Genomic DNA, 18,386 nt, shown 5'->3' on the forward strand with positions numbered 1-18,386 from the left:
GAAAAGTAATGGTTTAAAAAGAGTAGTCAGTTATGTGAAAGCGATGGGTTAATAAGAAAGCGATCGCTCATGAATTACACCTTGAGAACTGACAGGATCAGCAATTACGTGGAAAAACGCTCGCTATAGATTTAAATCGTTACGAGTGTAGGGATGAAGCAATTTAATGCTGAATATATTAATGATTAAACCTAAAATTGTTTCTGGATTTTGCCAACTATGAATAGCTTCCCAGATAATAAAAATTGCGATCGCTATTAAACTAAACCCATTAATTAAGGCTGCAAGCACTTCTAAATACTGGTTGCCAAATGTTGCCTTAGTTTTAGCAGATTGTTGTGCAAAAACAGTAGTAAATAGCGATATCAATAAACCTACTATATCAGCAAGAATATGTCCTGCATCTGCTTGTAAGGATAAACTTCTGCTCCACAAACCTATACTTGATTCTGCAACAAAAAAAACCGCCAGTAAATACACTGCTATCCACAAAAGTTTAGACTTTTCCTGATGCGAAATCAGTTTAGGAGAATTATCTGCATAAGAACATTCACACCATTTAAGTGATAGCATTAGGAAGACATCTTAATGGTTTTAAAGTAATTTCAACTAGAAACTACATCTTTTGATTTTGAGTACATCAATACATAAACGCTACTGTGGAAAATAGCTGGCTTTTGGACAATACCTCAATAGCTTGGTTAACTCTTCCTCAAAGTGCAAGAAAAATATTTTAAGTACTCGGTAACGTATCAATAGTCTGTTGAATATTAACTTGAGGCAGTTAATGCTACTTCAAAAGAGTTAAGCTGTCGCGCATTGAATTTGCACAAATAGGGCGCTCATGTTGCCCACCCCATAAGAGATTCATTTTTTTGAGGATGCAAATTAAAAGATTTTTAGCTTACCATCGCCACCAGGTTTCAACGAACCAGTTTAAACCTAGCAACTTACTGTCAGGTTTAGTGTTTTTACTGAAATCAAAAAATTATATAGGACTAAGTAAGTTGGCAGAAAATTTATGAGTATGTTAAGCGATTACTGAGCAGTTCGGCAAGCTCACTGTGCCACTTGCTGTTGGGGTAGCTTCTCGTAGAGAAGTAGCGCGATGTGCGACTTATTCTTAAAACCCCTCTCCAAACCTCTCCCCGAAGCGGGGAGAGGCTTTAAGTCTTGCTCCCCTTCCCTTGTAGGGAAGGGGCTGGGGGTTAGGTTTGAGAGAAAGTTGCACACCGTGTGAAGTATTGATTCTGAATTCTGTATTCTTCTTCAATTCACAGATGGGATATCTGGGGCTTTGCGAACACAATCGTTCAAATTAGCGACAAATGCTGCCTCTGCCTTTTCTCTAGCAGCTTGTTCGATAATTTGCAACAGTTCTTCGTTTTTCACCTGCAAACCTCGCTAACTCTGTAGCGATATTTACCAGACTAGTGTATTGCAACTTCTGCGATCGCACTCCCGCATAACTAGCAACTTGGGTTATTAGCGGAATTTGAGCCATCAATGTTTATATTTAATTACAGATGCCTTAGAGGAAATTTATATGTTTGGACTAGGATGGCCAGAAATCGCTGTAATTACCATAGTCGCTATTCTAATTTTTGGTCCTAAAAAAATTCCCGAATTGGGTACTGCACTAGGCAAAACCCTACGAGGTTTTAAGGAGGAGATGAAAACCCCCAGTGATGAAACTAATTCAGAAGAAGAAAAACAATAGTCAATAGTCAAGAGTCAAGGCTGAAAAACTTTGAAATACTGAACTTGAGACTCTTGACTGTTGACTACAGTACTGTATTGACTACAGAAGAAGGTGCGATTCCATTTTGGGAATCAGCGATCGCTGTGCCAGTATTTTGTTGATGTGTCTCTTCCTTGGCTAAACCACGCAGCTTAATTAACTTAATAGCCCTAGTCACGCTTTCTGGTAGAATTACCACCAGGCTGTTATCAGGAGCCATGTCTAAGCCTTTATTAATCGCTTGGGTTTCATCCAAAATTGATTCATAGCGGCTATCAGGCTTCACTTGGGTAATGCCTTGAATAATCAATTGGGCGGCGGAACCCCGTAAACGTCCCCGTGTATCATCGTCTTCTTTGACAATGATATAGTCAAAAATTTGTGCTGCTAATTTGCCCAAAGTAACAAAATCTTCGTCGCGGCGATCGCCCGGGCCACCAATTACGCCAATCCGTTGTCCTGTAGTCCAGTTCCTTACAAAGGAACCTACAGCTTCATAACTAGCTGCGTTGTGGGCATAGTCTACTAAAGCGTGGTAGTTGCCTAAATTAAATAAATTCATTCGTCCTGGCGTTTGACTAACTGAAGCTCGGAAAGTCTTCAAACCAGAGCGAATCTGCTCAATTGTGACGTTTTGCACGAATGCTGCCAAACTTGCAGCTAAAGCGTTGGCAATCATAAACGGCGCACGTCCGCCCATTGTTAAAGGTATATTTTCTGCTCTTTCTATCCGATGTGTCCAATCACCTTTAACAATTGACAAATAGCCACTTTCATAAACTGCGGCTACTCCACCTTTTTGGATATGCTTTCGCACCAATTCTGAGTCTGGGTTCATGGTGAAGTAAGCAATATTAGCCTTGGTCTTTTCTGACATGGCGGCGACGCGATGATCATCAGCGTTAAGTACCGCATAGCCATCAGGGAATACGGCTTCTGCTACTACACTCTTGAGATTAGCTAATTGCTCAATAGTCTCTATATCGCCTATTCCTAAGTGGTCGGCGGCTACATTCAAGACTACTCCCACATTTGCGGCTTCAAAGCCCAATCCAGAACGGAGAATGCCACCGCGAGCGGTTTCCAGTACAGCTACTTCCACTGTGGGATCTTGGAGGATGACGTGGGCACTTTGGGGACCTGTATTGTCGCCAGCTTCCACTAAGTAATCGCCGATATATGTTCCATCGGTTGTAGTATATCCTACTACTTTACCAGTCTGTTTATAAATATGTGCTAGTAGCCGGGTAGTAGTGGTTTTGCCATTAGTACCAGTAACGCTGAGGATAGGAATTTGGCTAGATTGTTCGTTGGGGAACAGCATATCCATTACTGCACCAGCAACGTTGCGGGGAATACCCACGCTTGGGGCAACGTGCATCCGAAAGCCGGGAGCGGCGTTAACTTCAACAATTACGCCATCGACTTCCCGCAGGGGACGGCTAATATCTGTGGTAACAATATCGAGTCCGGCGATATCCAAACCGATAATCTTGACTACCCGTTGTGCCAACCACAGATTTTCTGGGTGAATTTCATCGGTACGGTCTACGGCGCTACCACCTGTACTTAAGTTGGCTGTTGCCCTGAGATAACAAATAGTACCCTTGGGTGGAACGCTATTTAGAGTATAGCCTTGCCTTTCTAAGAGTTGGTAGCTGGTGCGATCTAGTTCAATCTTGGTCAGGACGTTATCATGTCCTTCACCGCGATTTGGATCGAGGTTTGTTTCCTCAATTAATTCGGAGATGGTGGATCTACCATTGCCAATAACGTGAGCTGGTACACGTTCGGCAACTGCGACTACTTTGCCGTTTACCACCAATACCCTATGGTCACGCCCAACGTAATATCTTTCGACAATAATTGATCGAGAAACCTGTCTAGCTGCTTCGTAGCCAGCTTCCGCTTCTTCCCAAGTTCTGATGTCAATGGTGATCCCACGTCCATGATTGCCATCCAAGGGCTTGAGAACGATGGGATAGCCGCCAACGTATTCAATGGCTTGTTCTAAATCGTCTAAGAAGTTGATCACTGTACCTCTGGGTACTGGCGCACCAGCTGCCGCGAGGATGCGTTTAGTGGCTTCTTTGTCGCAAGCTAGTTCTACACCCAGAATGCTGGTGTTGTCTGTCATTGTGGCCTGCATTCGCTTCTGATTCACGCCGTAGCCTAGCTGAATCAAAAAGCGGGCTTCTAGAGACATCCAGGGAATACCTCTTTTTTCTGCTTCTTTGATGATTGCTTCAGTGGAAGGGCCCAAGGAAGCATCACGGGTGAAGTCTTTCAGGTCTTGGATATCTTGCTCTAGTTCTGCTTTGGGATAACGGCCTCGATCAACGATACTCTGGCACAGCCGCACTGCGGCTCGTCCAGCGTAGCGTCCCGCTTCCTCATTCTGGTATTCAATTACTACTTGATAAATTCCGGGTGTGGCAGTTTCGCGGGTGCGACCAAAGCCAACGTGCATACCAGCTAATTCCTGGAGTTCTAAAGCTACATGTTCTACAATATGGCCGATCATCGTGCCTTCTTTGACTCGCATCAAAAAACCACCACGACAGCCAGGCGAACAATAATGACCCTCCAGACTCGGCAGCGCCTCAACTAGTCCTTCATAAAAGCCTGGGATTTCATTCGAGGGCGACTCGGCAAGGGTTTCTAAATCGAGGCGCATGACGATCAGCTTGTGGCGTCGAATGCTCCAATAGTTTGGGCCGCGTAAGGTCTGGATCTTGAGGATTCTCATGGGAATAGGTAGATGGAGATTCGGAACCAAAATTCTAGTTTCTTACTGTAATTGACCGCTAAACTGTTCGTTGCAAACAGTTTTTTCTTTTTACATAGTATTCTCATCATTTTTTGACAACAAGAAATAAATGTGCGGTCAACCGATTTTGGATTTGAGATTTATGATAGCGAGTCCGCGAGCGTCTTTTGGATTAAAAGAGACAATTAGGGTACTTAGCTCTGGTAATTTTAGATTTACGATAGCGTAGCGTCAACGAGTCATCGAGGGGTTTTTAGATTTGTTGTACCCACTTTCTGGCGGTATCTGCCGAAAAGCTCTCTTAATCTAAAATCCGTCTTGAAAAGTTTGTTAGGTCGGGAAACCCTCCTTACAACTTTTCGCAAAATCCAAAATCTAAAATTTGTGGTCAACTAAGTGTAACCTCAGATACTCTATCCCGTCAGCTGGAGATCCGGTGTACAGCAGGCAATACAGTGCGCTGGTACAGGTGGAAGCGATCGCCGTAGCTGAGGATATGGAGACGTAAATTATGCACGGTTAATGGTTCATTAGCACCAACATGGGGTTCGTTGGTGTGGGTGGCTTCAGTAGGATCGACAATGGTGACACTGCCTTTACCCATAACTTGTAACCAACCATCACGTTCAAACACTGCACAAGTATCTTCGTCAATGCCAATACCTAAGCGATCAGGGTGAGCTGCGATCGCACTAATCAACCGCCCCATCCGATTCCGGTTGTGAAAATGTTGATCAACGATGACTTCAGGAATAAATCCCAAACCCGTTGCCATATCTACTAGGGAACGATTTGGCGACTCTCCACTCCCGCCGCCAGCAATCATGTGATGCCCCATCACTGCCGCTCCTGCACTGGTGCCTGCTAACGTCAGTTGCCCTGCCCTCACTCTTTGGCGAATAATTTCCATTGCTGGCGTATCTGCCAATACGCCACAGAGACGCAGCTGATCCCCTCCTGTCAAAAATACCCCGCTACAGGCTTCTAAGGATGCTTTGATTTGAGAGGCTTCACACTGTTCGCGTTCGCGGATGTCTAAAATCTCTACCTTTTGGGCACCCATTTCTTCAAAAATGCGAATATACCGACCACCGATGATGGCAGGCTCACGAGAGGCAGATGGAATAATTGTAATATAAGCCTTACTAGCACCAGCACGTCCAAAAAAAGTTCGTAGGATTTCGCGCCCATGAACTTTGTCTTCTGCGCCTCCGATAACCAGAACGGCGGTTTTAGTTGCTTGGGGTGTCCTCATTTCTAGCGATTTAGCTTGTAATTGCGGCATTTTGTTTCTCCTGTCAACAACTTCAGGTGAATTTAACAAGGTGTTAGAAGCCTGGTGGTTTTTGCGTTTTGCAACTTTTGAGAGGACACTTTGTGGAAGTTTTGGAACTGGGCAGCCACTCTCCAAATTTTCGCTAACGCTCACGTTGCCTCAGTTTAAACGTGTTTGTTGCCATTCCTCAAAGCCAGGGCCTTGTTTTTCACCTGTCCACTTGCAGCAGGGCAAAATAGTCTTTTTGGGGCTAAATTCCCCTTCTGGGGCTGGGGACGAGCAGTTAAGACTACGCTTTTTCTGAGGCTGGATCGATACATCCTGGAAGTTGTTAACTTGATATGATTATTAATTTAAATGTACTTGTGACAACATTTAAACATAAATTAAGTAATTAGAAAAACTTTCGATCCCATCTAAAATCCAAGAGGTCTGGTAGTTTTAGATACTATTGATAAAGTTTAACTGGAGTTTAACTCGACTTTGGCTTGACGGTGTTTGCTAGACATCCAAATTTAAGATTAGTGTCCTCGAATACGAATAACTGTGCGCTTTGATATAGTTACACTTTTTCCTGACTGTTTTAACTCTGTTCTCAATTCTGGATTACTGGGTAAAGCCTTAGCTAAACAGATTGCCGAAGTGCATCTGGTTAATCCACGGGACTTTACCACTGATAAGCACCGAAAGGTGGATGATGAACCCTACGGCGGCGGCGTTGGGATGCTAATGAAGCCAGAACCAATTTTTAACGCCGTGGAGTCGCTGCCGATTCTGCCCCGAAGAGAAATAATTTTGATGAGTCCACAGGGTCAAACAATTAATCAACCTCTATTGAAAGAATTGGTGACAAATTATGACCAGCTAGTGGTTATTTGTGGGCATTACGAAGGAGTCGATGAGCGGGTGCTGCATTTGGTAACTCGGGAAGTATCTTTAGGCGATTTTATTCTGACTGGTGGGGAAATTCCAGCAATGGCTTTGATTAATGGTGTAGTGCGACTAATACCAGGAACCGTGGCCAAAACCGAGTCCCTCACAGCAGAAAGTTTTGAGGAAGGGTTATTGGACTATCCTCAATATACTCGTCCTGCCAATTTTCGCGGTTTGAAAGTACCTGATGTCTTACTCAGTGGGAATCATGCAGCGATCGCCAGGTGGCGTTACGAACAACAAATTCAAAAAACCCGCGATCGCCGCCCTGATCTTCTAGAGGAATGGAAGCAGGGGAGGAATGGAAGCAGAGGAGCAGGGGGAGAATAATAATTCCTAACTCCTGACAAATGACAAATGATAAATGACAAATGATAAAAATTCGTATTGGTAACGGCTACGATATCCATCGATTAGTGAGCGATCGCGCTTTGATTTTAGGTGGAATTCAAATTCCCCATGAATTGGGTTTATTAGGACACAGTGACGCTGATGTGTTAACGCACGCAATTATGGATGCCATGCTTGGAGCATTATCTCTGGGGGATATTGGTCATTATTTTCCGCCAAGCGATCCCAAATGGGCGGGAGCAGATAGTTTAGTACTATTAACTCAAGTACATCAACTGATTCGGGATCAAGGTTGGCAGGTAGGAAATATTGACTCGGTGATAGTAGCAGAACGTCCAAAATTAAAGCCGCATATTCACAATATGCGTGACAAACTAGCGACGATTTTAGAATTAGAACCAAATCAAATTGGTATCAAAGCTACCACCAACGAAAAATTAGGCCCTGTTGGACGTGAAGAAGGTATATCTGCTTATGCTGTTGTCTTGCTTTTGAAAGAATAAAAATTATGAAATTTTCGACAATTTTTCACATAATTAAGCGTTTTTTCTTACCAATAATTCTGCTTTTGGCAACAGCAATTACAATTACCGCGTGCAATCCATCTAACTTTAAAACCGCAGCTGCACAAGTTCCTCAGTTGGTTCTTTCTACTACGAGCGACCCTAAAACCTTTAACTTAGCCCTCATCCAAGAATCTCCCAATATTTCTGGTTTCACTTATGAGGCATTAGCCACTCAAAACGGAATAACTAAGGAAATTGAGCCAGCTTTAGCTGAATCTTGGGAGCTTTCTCCAGACAAACTGCGGTTTGTCTTTACCTTGCGAGAAGGATTGAAGTGGTCGGATGGTCAGCCATTAACAGCCAATGATGTCGTTTTTTCTTTCAATGACATCTACATGAACAAGCGCATTCCCACTTATACCCAAGATGCTCTTCGCATTGGTCTCAGTAAGGCTTTTCTCAAAGTCCGCAAAATCGACGATCGCCGGGTAGAATTTATTCTTCCAGAACCGTTTTCTCCTTTCTTGCGATCGATTGCAGCAGGGGTAGGAATACTACCAGAACACGCCCTGCGTGAAGCAGTGGAAGCAAAAAACTCTGACGGTAAGCCTGTGTTTATGTCCACTTGGGGAACCGACACAGACCCCAAAAAAATTATTGTTAATGGCCCTTACACAATCGAGAGTTATTCAACCAATCAACGCGTAACATTTCGGCGCAACCCTTACTACTGGCGCAAAAAAGATGCACAAGGAAAACAACTTCCATATATTGAGCGTATAATTTGGCAAATTGTGGAATCACCTGATACAGCTTTGCTGCAATTTCGTTCTGGAGGGTTAGATTTACTAGAAATTGGCCCTGGAAATTTTCAATTGCTCAAGCGTCAAGAAAAGCGGGGTAACTTTACTATTAAAAATGCCGGGCCTGACTCTGGAACAAGTTTTATAACTTTCAATCTCAACAAAGGTAGTCGCAATGGCAAGCCTGTTGTAGATCCTATTAAGTCACGCTTTTTTAACAACGTTGCTTTTAGACAGGCTGTCGCCTACGCTATTGATCGCCAAACAATGATCAACAACACTTTGCGGGGATTGGGTGAACCACAAGACTCTCCAATTTCTGTTCCCAGTCCCTATTATTTTTCTCCCAAAGAAGGTTTAAAAACTTATGATTATAATCCAGAAAAAGCTAAACAACTTTTACTAGGAGCTGGATTTAAATACGATGATAAAGGTCAACTGTTAGACGCGGATGGTAATCGAGTCCGCTTCACAATGATGGCTGTTGCTGGTAATAGACCGACAATCACACCGAAAATTCAACAGGATCTTGGCAAGATTGGTATTAAAGTTGATTTACAATTTCTTGACTTCAGTATTATTGGAGAAAAAATCTCTAACACCCTAGATTGGGAATGTTGGTATGGAGCTATTACTGGTGGTATTGAACCGCAAGATGGTTTCAATGTTTGGTCTGTAGATGGTAACTTTCATGTATTTAATCAGAAAGCTCAAGCTGGACAATCGCCAACAGTCGGTTGGAAAGCTACCGACTGGGAGCAGAAAATTGAAGACCTCTACATCCAAGGGGCAAGAGAATTCGATGAAACAAAACGCAAAGCTATCTATGCAGAAACCCAACAACTCTCACAAGAATATCTGCCTTTTATTCACCTATTCAATTCCCTAGCTTTAGTAGCCGTGCGTAATACCATTGAGAACATAAAATACTCAGCGATAGGAAGTTACAATTGGAATATTTATGAACTCAAAGTAGTAGAAGATAAAAAAGCTACTTAATTTTTATGGGCATGGGTAAGAGGTAGAGGGGCAGGGAGCAGGGAGCAGAGGAGAAAAACAAGAGGTAATTTTTTATTCTCCCCCTTCCCCCTGCTTTCCTCATCCCTCCATTCCCTTTATGCAATCAAGGCAGAACATGAGGTGTATTATGCAAACAGTTTAGTCTTTCAGTTCTATGATTTTTGCCCTCTTGCCTAACCGCCACCGTGGGTTTGTGGTTTTAGCAATATTCGGTCTATTCTTGATTTGTCAGATAGCTCTTATCAGTTGCAACCCAACTAATTTTAAGAGTAAGGCGGCGCAAGTATCACAATGGGTTACAAGCACTATTGGCGACCCAAAAACTTTTAACTACGCCTTCAATCAGGAATATCCTCATGTTTTTCTGTTCACGACTGAAGGACTAACTACCCTCAACGGTATCACTGGCAAAATTGAGCCAGCTTTAGCAGAATCGTGGGATATTTCTGATGATCAAAAGCGAGTCGCTTTTACTTTACGAGAAAACTTGAAATGGTCAGATGGCGAACCACTTACCGTAGATGATGTTATTTTTACCTATGAGGATGTGATTTTCAATCCACAGATTCCTACCGATTGGAAAGATGGTCTTAAAATTGGTTCTAGTGGTAGTTTTCCTAAAATCAGAAAAATAGGCGATCGCCAAATTGAGTTTATTCTACCTGAGCCTTTTGCTCCTTTCCTTTATACCACAGCCGGAGCATCGACAAATTCAGTTGGTATTTTACCAAAACATACTTTAGCTGAATCATTGAAATCTAAAGATGCTAAAGGTAATCCCAAATTTCTATCTACTTGGGGAACGGATACAGAACCCAGTAAAATTATTGTCAACGGTGCTTATAAAATAGAAAGTTATACTCCTAGTCAGCGTGTCGTATTTCGGCGCAATCCTTATTACTGGCGCAAAGATAGTCAAGGTAATCAGTTACCTTATGTTGAACGTATTGTTTGGCAAATTGTCGAATCTACAGATACAATAATTCTTCAGTTTCGCTCTGGAGGATTAGATACAGTCACTGTTTCTCCGGAAAACTTTTCACTACTTAAACGCGAAGAAAAACGGGGAAAGTTTACTATCTACAATGGAGGCCCAGAATTCACCAATACTTATATTTCATTTAATCTCAACAAAGGTCGGCGGCAAAACGGACAGCCTGTAGTTGACCCAATTAAATCCCGTTGGTTTAATACCCTTGCTTTTAGACAAGCAGTTGCTTATGCAATCGACCGTCAAACAATGCTAAATAACGTTTTTAGGGGGATTGGTGTGTTGCAAAATTCACCTATAGAAATTCAAAGCCCTTACTACTTTCCTCCCGAAAAAGGTCTTAAAGTTTATGAATATAATCAAGAAAAGGCTAAAAAATTATTATTAAATGCAGGTTTTAAATATAATGCCAATAAACAATTACTAGATGCTGATGGTAATCGGGTGCGCTTTAGTTTCTTAACGAATGCTGAAAATAAAACTCGTGTCTTAATGGGAGCGCAAATTAAGCAAGATTTGAGTAAGATTGGCATTCAAGTTGATTTTAATCCAATTGCTTTCAATACCCTTACAGACAAACTTTCTAATTCCCTCGATTGGGAATGTTATCTGCTAGGCTTTATAGGGGGGATTGAACCAAATGACGGAGCTAATGTTTGGTTGCCGGAAGGTGGATTACACACCTTTAACCAGAAACTTCAAGCAGCCCAAGAACCACTTATTGGTTGGCAAGTTGCAGATTGGGAAGCAGAAATTGGTCGTCTTTACATTCAAGCCGCGCGAGAGTTAGACGAAGTAAAGCGTAAAGAGATTTACGCCGAAACGCAACGCCTCTCTCAAGAATATTTGCCTTATATTTATTTAGTGAATCCTTTGTCTTTAGTTGCAGTGCGCGATCGCATCCAAAACGTTAAATTCTCTGCACTTGGTTCTCAAAAAGGAACGATGTGGAACAAATATGAACTGAAAGTAACAGAATAAAGTTTAAAGTACTGTAATCTCCGCCCTTAGCGGCACGTTTGACAACATTTATAAAATCAAAACAACTGACCAGTGTCTCAAAATGAAACTTTGCGATCGCTCCTCGAAGCGGTTGCCAATGGTAAAGTTACCCCAGATACCGCCTTCGATTCACTCAAAGATTTAACTTATGAATCTGTTGGTGAGTTTGCCAAAATTGACCATCATCGCCAGCTAAGAACTGGTTTCCCAGAGGTGATTTGGGGCCCTGGTAAGACTCCCGACCAAATTGCTCAAATTATCGAGGTAATGCGCCTCCGCAACCCGGTAGTGATGGCAACCCGCATTGAACCAGCAGTTTATGCTGTACTGCAATCAAAAGTTAGCGGTTTGCGATATTACGATTCGGCGCGAATTTGTGCGATCGCTCCCCCTACCATCGAACCACAATTTGCGGGTGAAATTGGCATTCTTTCTGCTGGTACTGCTGATTTAGCCGTGGCTGAAGAAGCTGCCGTCACTGCGGAACTTTCTGGTTTCCGGGTACAGCGTCTCTGGGATGTTGGCGTTGCCGGAATTCACCGTTTATTAAGTAACCGCCACCTGATTGAGTCAGCATCGGTGTTGATTGTCGTGGCCGGGATGGAAGGCGCTTTACCCAGCGTTGTCGCTGGTTTAGCGAGTTGTCCTGTGATTGCCGTACCCACCAGCATCGGTTATGGCGCGAGTTTTGGCGGTTTAGCACCTTTATTGACAATGCTTAACTCTTGTGCTGCGGGAGTAGGTGTAGTAAATATCGATAATGGTTTTGGTGCAGCAGTGTTGGCGGGGCAAATTTTGCGAACTGCCGAAAAATTGCGGTTGGCATCGGCTGGATCTTGAGTTAAGACATTGAAGTTACATCCAAGATTTCAGTAAATATCAGGAATTTTTCTAAAAAATAAACTGATGCTGAATTTTGCCATCCCCAACCTCTTAATCACCAAATATGAGCTATTACAGCGATTTGATATCTCGGTTATATTGGCATTTGCCTGCAAATTTGACAGCACTACTAGCACAAACAATTACCGATCCAGACTTGATGGGCCAAATTGAAAAATCTTGGCGTCACTTTATACAAACAGGTCAAGTGTGGGCATTGTTGATTGGTTTAGTCATTGGCTATATGATTCGGAATCTAACTAGCTACGGTTAAATTTAGGGGGGAGTGGGGAGTAGGGAGTAGGGAGTAGGAAATCAGGAAAATTGTCTTCCTCTCTTCCTAAATCATCACTCCCCATTCCCCACTCTCCACTCCCTACTCCCCTCATAATATTTATGACCAAAGAACAAACTTGGAGCCAGAGGTTTGAATCAGCATTGCATCCAGCGATCGCTCGTTTTAATGCCAGTATAGGTTTTGATATTGAATTAATCGAATACGATCTGACTGGCTCTCAAGCCCATGCCAAAATGCTAGCTCACACGGGCATTATCTCCTCAGAAGAAGGTGAGCAACTGGTTGCAGGTTTAGAAGAAATCCGCCAAGAGTACCGCCAAGGTAGATTTCATCCTGGTGTTGATGCAGAAGACGTACATTTTGCAGTTGAAAAACGACTAACAGAAATTGTCGGCGATGTGGGTAAAAAACTGCATACGGCGCGATCGCGTAATGACCAAGTTGGTACTGATACTAGACTCTACCTGCGCGACCAAATCCAACAAATTAAAAGGGAATTGCGAGAATTTCAAGGGGTTTTACTGGATATAGCGGAAAAAAACGTTGAAACCCTAATTCCTGGCTATACCCATCTCCAACGCGCTCAACCAGTGAGTTTAGCTCACCACCTCTTGGCATATTTTCAAATGGCGCAACGCGACTGGGAACGCTTAGGAGATGTTTCTCGCCGCGTCAATATCTCACCTTTGGGGTGTGGTGCTTTAGCGGGAACTACTTTCCCTATTGATCGCCACTACACAGCCAAACTATTAGATTTTGACAATATTTATGCTAATAGCCTTGATGGAGTGAGCGATCGCGATTTTGCGATCGAATTCTTGTGTGCTGCTAGCTTGATTATGGTTCACCTCAGCCGCCTTGCAGAAGAAGTTATTCTTTGGTCATCTGAAGAATTTCGTTTTGTCACCCTCAAAGATAGTTGTGCTACAGGTTCCAGTATCATGCCCCAAAAGAAAAACCCCGATGTACCAGAACTCGTGCGGGGGAAAACAGGGCGTGTATTTGGTCATCTCCAGGCAATGCTGGTGATTATGAAAGGGCTACCTCTGGCATATAACAAAGATTTGCAAGAAGATAAAGAAGGTCTATTTGATAGCGTTAACACAGTCAAAGCATCTCTAGAAGCAATGACGATTTTGCTCAGGGAAGGTTTAGAATTTCGTACCCAGCGTTTAGCAGAAGCCGTAACCGAAGATTTTTCTAATGCTACCGATGTAGCAGATTACCTTGCAGCACGGGGCGTTCCTTTCCGGGAAGCTTATAACCTTGTGGGTAAGGTGGTAAAAACTAGTATTGCCGCAGGTAAACTCCTGAAAGATTTGGAATTGGAAGAGTGGCAACAACTACATCCGGCATTTGCAGCAGATATTTATGAGGCGATATCCCCCCGTCAAGTTGTGGCAGCCCGCAACAGTTACGGTGGTACTGGTTTTGTACAGGTTAGCAAAGCACTCATAGCTGCTCGCGCTCAAATCGAGCAATAAGGGGATGGGGAATGGGGAATGGGGAATTATTGAATAAGTCTCCTCTTTCTTCCTTGTTTCTTCTTCATACCCAATTTCCAATGCCCCATACCCCAATACAGTTCAGATAAGACCAAAACACTTGTAGAGACGGCGATTTATCGCGTCTCAAAACCCACGATTTTGTACAAGTAGCGCTTAACCCAAGCGTATTGCCCTATACCCAAAAATAAATAAGGGCGTACAAATGTGCGCCCTAAACAATAAATAATCTATATAAAAAGGATTTAAGCAGACAGCTTAGTCAGTGTCAGCTGCTGTTGCTGCGCCTTCTTCTTCTTCACTCTTGGGTGGTCTTTGTTGGAACCTTCTCTGCATTCTTCCTGTCGTAGTTCGTTTACGAAACTTTCTGGCATACGCCTGGTTCCGTAGCGCCTTTTCTTTTTTCGGGTTACGGCGCTTGGCCATGTTCACCTCATTAAATAAACAACAAAAGAGTAGCAACTAGGCATCACGTAGGCAATATTAGCTACCAATGTTATTGATATACTTGTAGCCTAGTGCAGCAATCAATACGCTTTAAACAGTGTACTAGTCTACCGCGTTTTACCTTGTTTTGTCAATAACAATTTAGAATTATCCCCAGTAGCTAGACGAAAAATACATTTTCTTAGATGCAAATACATCAAAAATATGTAAATTAGCTAACTAGTTGTTCTTGCAATAAAGCCTTTCATTGATGGTTTTAGGAAACTTTTTCAAGCTTCTTATCAGTTAATTTAGATGGCTTATTACGTTTAAGTACTGAAGGGACACCAACAGTAGCGAGGGCAAATAAGCTAAGGATAGAGGTGGGTTCAGGTACGGTGATTATGCTTGCAGAAAAACTGATGGGTAACTCACTATCTTCCGTCCCCAAATTTTCAAAACCTGGTGTCAGTGGTGGAACAGAAAAAACTTCTAAATAACTCGGCGTTGGCAAAAAACTAGCGAAAAATGGACTAGAATAGTTTCCTCCCGATGTAGAATAACCAAAACCATCACCTGTTAACTGCTGAGTATTAAGACTAATTAAATTATCAACATTAAAAGGTTCGTTTCCTGGTATTGGAGTGCCTACAGGTTGCAGACCAGTAATCGTTTCACCATTTCGTGTACCCGTAATTCCTAAAATCTGATAAAAACCCAAATCGTCAGGGGTGTTATCAGTGGTAAAAGTACCAATCGCCTCTATACCAGTACCAGAATAATTCCAATTCCAAGCTAAAGCAGAGGCGGCTTGCATTGTACCGAAAACCAATCCAGATGTGGTGGTGAGGGCTATGGCAGATAGTAAAGCTAGATTTTTCATTGGGTTATTTGTGCGATCGCTTTTAGCACACTAAAGGCGATCGCAGTTTTTGTAAAGGATTTTCGTATATTTAAGCTTAATTAGCAAGAATTTAGTGGCAATCTCCAATACCGCTTAATTGCCTCTTTAGAATTTAGAATTTAGACATACTTGTTCAGATTAATTTTTGGAAAGTGTCTTGAAAAAATATTAATGATAGCTGCTTTTAGCAAAGCTAATGTTATTTATAAATTGAAAAGTTTTCTAACTTAACAAATGGTATGTATATATAAATACAGTGCTTCTATTGAAAGTTAATGTTAAGATTAATCATATTCTACGTAAATCGTGAGAATAAAATCTCAAACCACAAACATTTTTGTATAAAACAAAACTCGACGAAATTTTATGAGTTGAGTTTATGTAAGTGGTAGAGAAATATAGAATACAACATATCAATTTTGAAGATTGAACGTTATTGCTTTTTTTCCGGCAGCTGTCCAGTCGACACGTAGCTTATGGCGTATTGGACAAACAGTATTGGGTGTTATATTTCGTCATCCCATTACTGGTACTAGTATCATCCCAATTTTACCCGATGGTCGGATAGTACTGATCCGACGGCGTGATGATGGTCTTTGGGCATTGCCTGGAGGCATAGTGGATTGGGGAGAAGATATTCCCAATACAGTTCGCCGGGAATTGATCGAAGAAACCGGGCTAGAATTGGTGAAAATCAACCGTTTGGTAGGAGTTTACTCTGCACCAGACCGCGACCCCAGAATCCATTCAATTTGTATTGCGGTTGAAGCCGAGGTGCATGGGACAATGGAGATTCAAGATACTTTGGAAGTCATGGAAATCCAAGCTTTTTCTCCCAATTTGCTACCTTCAGGACAGATGTCTCACGACCATACTAGGCAGTTGCAAGACTACTTAAATGGCTTGACAACACTGGCATAGCAATATTTTGTTATTAGTCATTGGTCATTTGTCCTTTGTCATTTTTCATTTGCCGCCAAAGTTCTGATTTAAGGAAGCTTCTCTACGAGAGGCTGCACCCTAAGCGTAGCTATGCCGCAGGGTTTACGAGATGCTACGCTAACGTTTCAGACTTCTCTGTTTATAATTTGCCTAAAACTAATGACAAATGACTAATGACAAATAACTATTTATTATGGTGCTAAAAGTTAACTACTAAATTAAAATGAATACACTATTCCGTAACTCCCGGATAAAGCTCTCTCAAGGGCTTGTATTCTGGCGTGAAATTGGTGAAAAAACTCCTATAATTTTTTTACATGGTGCTTGGAATGAAAGCAGTCAATGGTTATCTGTGATGGAGTCCCTTGCACAAGATTTCCATTGCTTTGCACCTGATTTGTTAGGGTTTGGGGAGTCAGAGAATCCTAATATTCACCATTCGATAGATTTGCAAGTAGAGTGTTTAGCTGAATTTCTGCAAGCTGTCAAGCTAGAAAAAGTATATTTAGTAGGACATTCTCTTGGGGGTTGGATTGCTGCTAGTTATGCTTTAAAGTATCCTGAGAAAATCGATGGTTTGGTATTGCTTGCACCAGAGGGGGTAGAGATACCAGGACAAGAAGAGTATTGCCGGAAGATGCGGCGATTGTTGAATTATCCACCACTAATAGTTAAATTGTTGCGATCGCTAACTCCCTTAACTAAAATCTTGGGTTGGCATGAGAAAATTGCCCAAGACTTGCAGTTACGTCAGTCGCTATTGCCTTATCCGAGAGGTTGCCAGTTACTTTTCAAACGGCGACAGATAGAAATTGAAGCGGAATTACTGCAAAAGCGGCTTTATATGATAGATGTGCCAGTTTTTATTTTACAAGGTGGCCAAGATACACCAGATGCTTTGGCCAAGAGTCGGGTTTATGCTCAACTGATGCCGAAAGTTGAGTTGAAAATGATTTCCCATGCCGGAAATGATTTACCAGAGTCTTGTGCTGGGGTTGTGGGGATAGAGATTCGGGAGTTTATTGAAGATATTTTAAAAAGTCATAATTTAAACGAATTAAACTAGTTCATTAAGAGTTTGTTGCCAATCCACTACACATATTCCTTCGCTCTCAAACCGTGATATGTGTTTCAAGTTTGTTGTTACAACTATGACTTGATCAAAACTCTTCAATTGGAGAATTGCTTGAGCAGCAAGAATTACATCACCATCCAAACTTTCATTGCTTGCAGTAGGCTTTCCCTGGTTTCTTACCCATGCCCATAATTCGGCTGCTTTTCGCATCGTTTCGGGAGTCAGTGGTATGAGACAAATTTGGCTAAGTTTGTTGAGGCGATCTATACTATTTTGTTTTCCTTGTCTCAATAGTTCACGCCGAAGTTCATAATCGGCTATTTCTGGCACACGTATAACAGTTTCAGTTTTCCCTAACGATTGCAACCACTGTTTTACTAGTGGGTTTACTTTTGGATGCGTTACTTGACTCAAAGGATGAGTGTCTAGCAATACGGCTCTACTCATCTGCGTTTTTACACTGGCATCTGATTCTGATTCAAGCCTGTCTCAATCTGTGGGTACGTTTGTTCATCATATCCCGATTCATCAGCTATCCATTCGTCAACCAATCCTATTACTTTTTTTAAGGTATCATCCACTTTTGCTTCCGATTCAGAAAATTGGGCAAGTTGATTTTGCCTTGATTCTCGTAACCAGGTTGGCAAGAGATTTGTTGCATTTGTTCCGAGTGTATTTATGGTTGTAAGTGTAGCAAGGATGTCTACGTCGTTATTATCATTACGAATGAATGTAAATCTACTAAAACTCCCACGATATGCAATATTTTCAGTGTTCCGAACGTTACGCCAAGGAAACAAAGGTGGTAGAACTTTACCCAATGGCAACGATTGTCTCTCAATCAAGGCATCAATTTTTGCCCTAACTACTAGCAATTCTGCTGAAGAAAGGGCATCTAAGTGCTGCATAATTACATCTAGTTGTGAAATTTTGGGCATAGTTTCTTTAGGGTTAAACTTCT

18 protein-coding genes are annotated in these 18,386 nt (G+C 42.1%); 10 read left to right on the plus strand and 8 right to left on the minus strand.

What is annotated here, in order from left to right; translation table 11 throughout:
• Positions 1–123: 123 nt before the first annotated feature.
• Together V7K69_RS10705 and V7K69_RS10710 are read right to left on the minus strand one after the other, a co-directional pair.
• Positions 124–573 carry a cation diffusion facilitator family transporter gene (locus tag V7K69_RS10705; RefSeq protein ID WP_335034036.1) on the minus strand — a complete coding sequence of 150 codons (450 nt, stop codon included), beginning with the start codon at positions 571–573 and terminating at the stop codon, positions 124–126.
• Between the two features lie 696 nt (positions 574–1,269).
• Positions 1,270–1,392 (minus strand): hypothetical protein, encoded by a 123-nt coding sequence (locus tag V7K69_RS10710; RefSeq protein ID WP_335034038.1) that lies wholly within the window; start codon positions 1,390–1,392, stop codon positions 1,270–1,272.
• Positions 1,393–1,546: 154 nt separating this feature from the next.
• Between V7K69_RS10710 and tatA the strand changes: the two genes are divergently transcribed.
• Entirely contained in the window at positions 1,547–1,720 is a 174-nt protein-coding gene (gene tatA, locus V7K69_RS10715; RefSeq protein ID WP_012412063.1) for a twin-arginine translocase TatA/TatE family subunit, read from the plus strand.
• 64 nt (positions 1,721–1,784) lie between these two features.
• Here the strand turns inward: tatA and cphA are convergent, their stop codons facing one another.
• Positions 1,785–4,490, minus strand: coding sequence for a cyanophycin synthetase (gene cphA, locus V7K69_RS10720; protein ID WP_335034102.1), 2,706 nt, complete (start codon positions 4,488–4,490; stop codon positions 1,785–1,787).
• A 442-nt stretch (positions 4,491–4,932) separates the two neighbouring features.
• Positions 4,933–5,796, minus strand: a complete 864-nt coding sequence (locus V7K69_RS10725) for a cyanophycinase (protein WP_012412065.1) — start codon at positions 5,794–5,796, stop codon at positions 4,933–4,935.
• A 537-nt stretch (positions 5,797–6,333) separates the two neighbouring features.
• Here V7K69_RS10725 and trmD point away from each other — a divergent pair.
• The 7 genes from trmD to argH all read left to right on the plus strand — a co-directional run bounded on the left by trmD (position 6,334) and on the right by argH (position 14,057).
• The gene (gene trmD / locus V7K69_RS10730; RefSeq protein ID WP_335034041.1) at positions 6,334–7,050 is read left to right on the plus strand and encodes a tRNA (guanosine(37)-N1)-methyltransferase TrmD; all 717 of its coding nucleotides are present in this window, start codon (positions 6,334–6,336) and stop codon (positions 7,048–7,050) included.
• 41 nt (positions 7,051–7,091) lie between these two features.
• Complete coding sequence (gene ispF / locus V7K69_RS10735; RefSeq protein ID WP_335034043.1) at positions 7,092–7,574, plus strand: 2-C-methyl-D-erythritol 2,4-cyclodiphosphate synthase; 483 nt, start codon at positions 7,092–7,094, stop codon at positions 7,572–7,574.
• Between the two features lie 5 nt (positions 7,575–7,579).
• Positions 7,580–9,379, plus strand: a complete 1,800-nt coding sequence (locus tag V7K69_RS10740; protein WP_335034046.1) for an ABC transporter substrate-binding protein — start codon at positions 7,580–7,582, stop codon at positions 9,377–9,379.
• Between the two features lie 175 nt (positions 9,380–9,554).
• Positions 9,555–11,372 (plus strand): ABC transporter substrate-binding protein, encoded by a 1,818-nt coding sequence (locus V7K69_RS10745; protein WP_335034048.1) that lies wholly within the window; start codon positions 9,555–9,557, stop codon positions 11,370–11,372.
• Between the two features lie 72 nt (positions 11,373–11,444).
• Complete coding sequence (larB, locus tag V7K69_RS10750; protein WP_335034050.1) at positions 11,445–12,233, plus strand: nickel pincer cofactor biosynthesis protein LarB; 789 nt, start codon at positions 11,445–11,447, stop codon at positions 12,231–12,233.
• A 106-nt stretch (positions 12,234–12,339) separates the two neighbouring features.
• Positions 12,340–12,549, plus strand: coding sequence for a hypothetical protein (locus V7K69_RS10755; protein WP_190934707.1), 210 nt, complete (start codon positions 12,340–12,342; stop codon positions 12,547–12,549).
• A gap of 122 nt (positions 12,550–12,671) precedes the next feature.
• The gene (argH, locus tag V7K69_RS10760; protein ID WP_335034055.1) at positions 12,672–14,057 is read left to right on the plus strand and encodes an argininosuccinate lyase; all 1,386 of its coding nucleotides are present in this window, start codon (positions 12,672–12,674) and stop codon (positions 14,055–14,057) included.
• 279 nt (positions 14,058–14,336) lie between these two features.
• Here argH and V7K69_RS10765 read toward each other — a convergent pair whose 3' ends face one another.
• Together V7K69_RS10765 and V7K69_RS10770 are read right to left on the minus strand one after the other, a co-directional pair.
• Positions 14,337–14,504 carry a hypothetical protein gene (locus tag V7K69_RS10765; RefSeq protein ID WP_012412073.1) on the minus strand — a complete coding sequence of 56 codons (168 nt, stop codon included), beginning with the start codon at positions 14,502–14,504 and terminating at the stop codon, positions 14,337–14,339.
• A 277-nt stretch (positions 14,505–14,781) separates the two neighbouring features.
• Positions 14,782–15,387: a PEP-CTERM sorting domain-containing protein gene (locus tag V7K69_RS10770; RefSeq protein WP_335034057.1), complete on the minus strand. Its 606-nt coding sequence runs from the start codon at positions 15,385–15,387 to the stop codon at positions 14,782–14,784.
• Positions 15,388–15,834: 447 nt separating this feature from the next.
• Here V7K69_RS10770 and V7K69_RS10775 point away from each other — a divergent pair, with 447 nt between their 5' ends.
• Together V7K69_RS10775 and V7K69_RS10780 are read left to right on the plus strand one after the other, a co-directional pair.
• Positions 15,835–16,329: an NUDIX hydrolase gene (locus tag V7K69_RS10775; RefSeq protein WP_335034058.1), complete on the plus strand. Its 495-nt coding sequence runs from the start codon at positions 15,835–15,837 to the stop codon at positions 16,327–16,329.
• Positions 16,330–16,573: 244 nt separating this feature from the next.
• Positions 16,574–17,416 carry an alpha/beta fold hydrolase gene (locus tag V7K69_RS10780; RefSeq protein WP_335034060.1) on the plus strand — a complete coding sequence of 281 codons (843 nt, stop codon included), beginning with the start codon at positions 16,574–16,576 and terminating at the stop codon, positions 17,414–17,416.
• On the opposite strand, the gene V7K69_RS10785 is transcribed toward V7K69_RS10780, so the two are convergent.
• Both V7K69_RS10785 and V7K69_RS10790 read right to left on the minus strand, forming a co-directional pair.
• Positions 17,408–17,872 carry a type II toxin-antitoxin system VapC family toxin gene (locus V7K69_RS10785; RefSeq protein ID WP_335034062.1) on the minus strand — a complete coding sequence of 155 codons (465 nt, stop codon included), beginning with the start codon at positions 17,870–17,872 and terminating at the stop codon, positions 17,408–17,410. The two genes, V7K69_RS10780 and V7K69_RS10785, sit on opposite strands and share 9 nt — an antisense overlap.
• An 8-nt stretch (positions 17,873–17,880) precedes the next feature.
• Positions 17,881–18,363, minus strand: coding sequence for a hypothetical protein (locus tag V7K69_RS10790; protein WP_335034064.1), 483 nt, complete (start codon positions 18,361–18,363; stop codon positions 17,881–17,883).
• Between the last annotated feature and the right edge of the window lie 23 nt (positions 18,364–18,386).

The sequence above is a fragment of the Nostoc sp. genome, from assembly GCF_036917775.1.
Lineage (GTDB): Bacteria > Cyanobacteriota > Cyanobacteriia > Cyanobacteriales > Nostocaceae > Nostoc.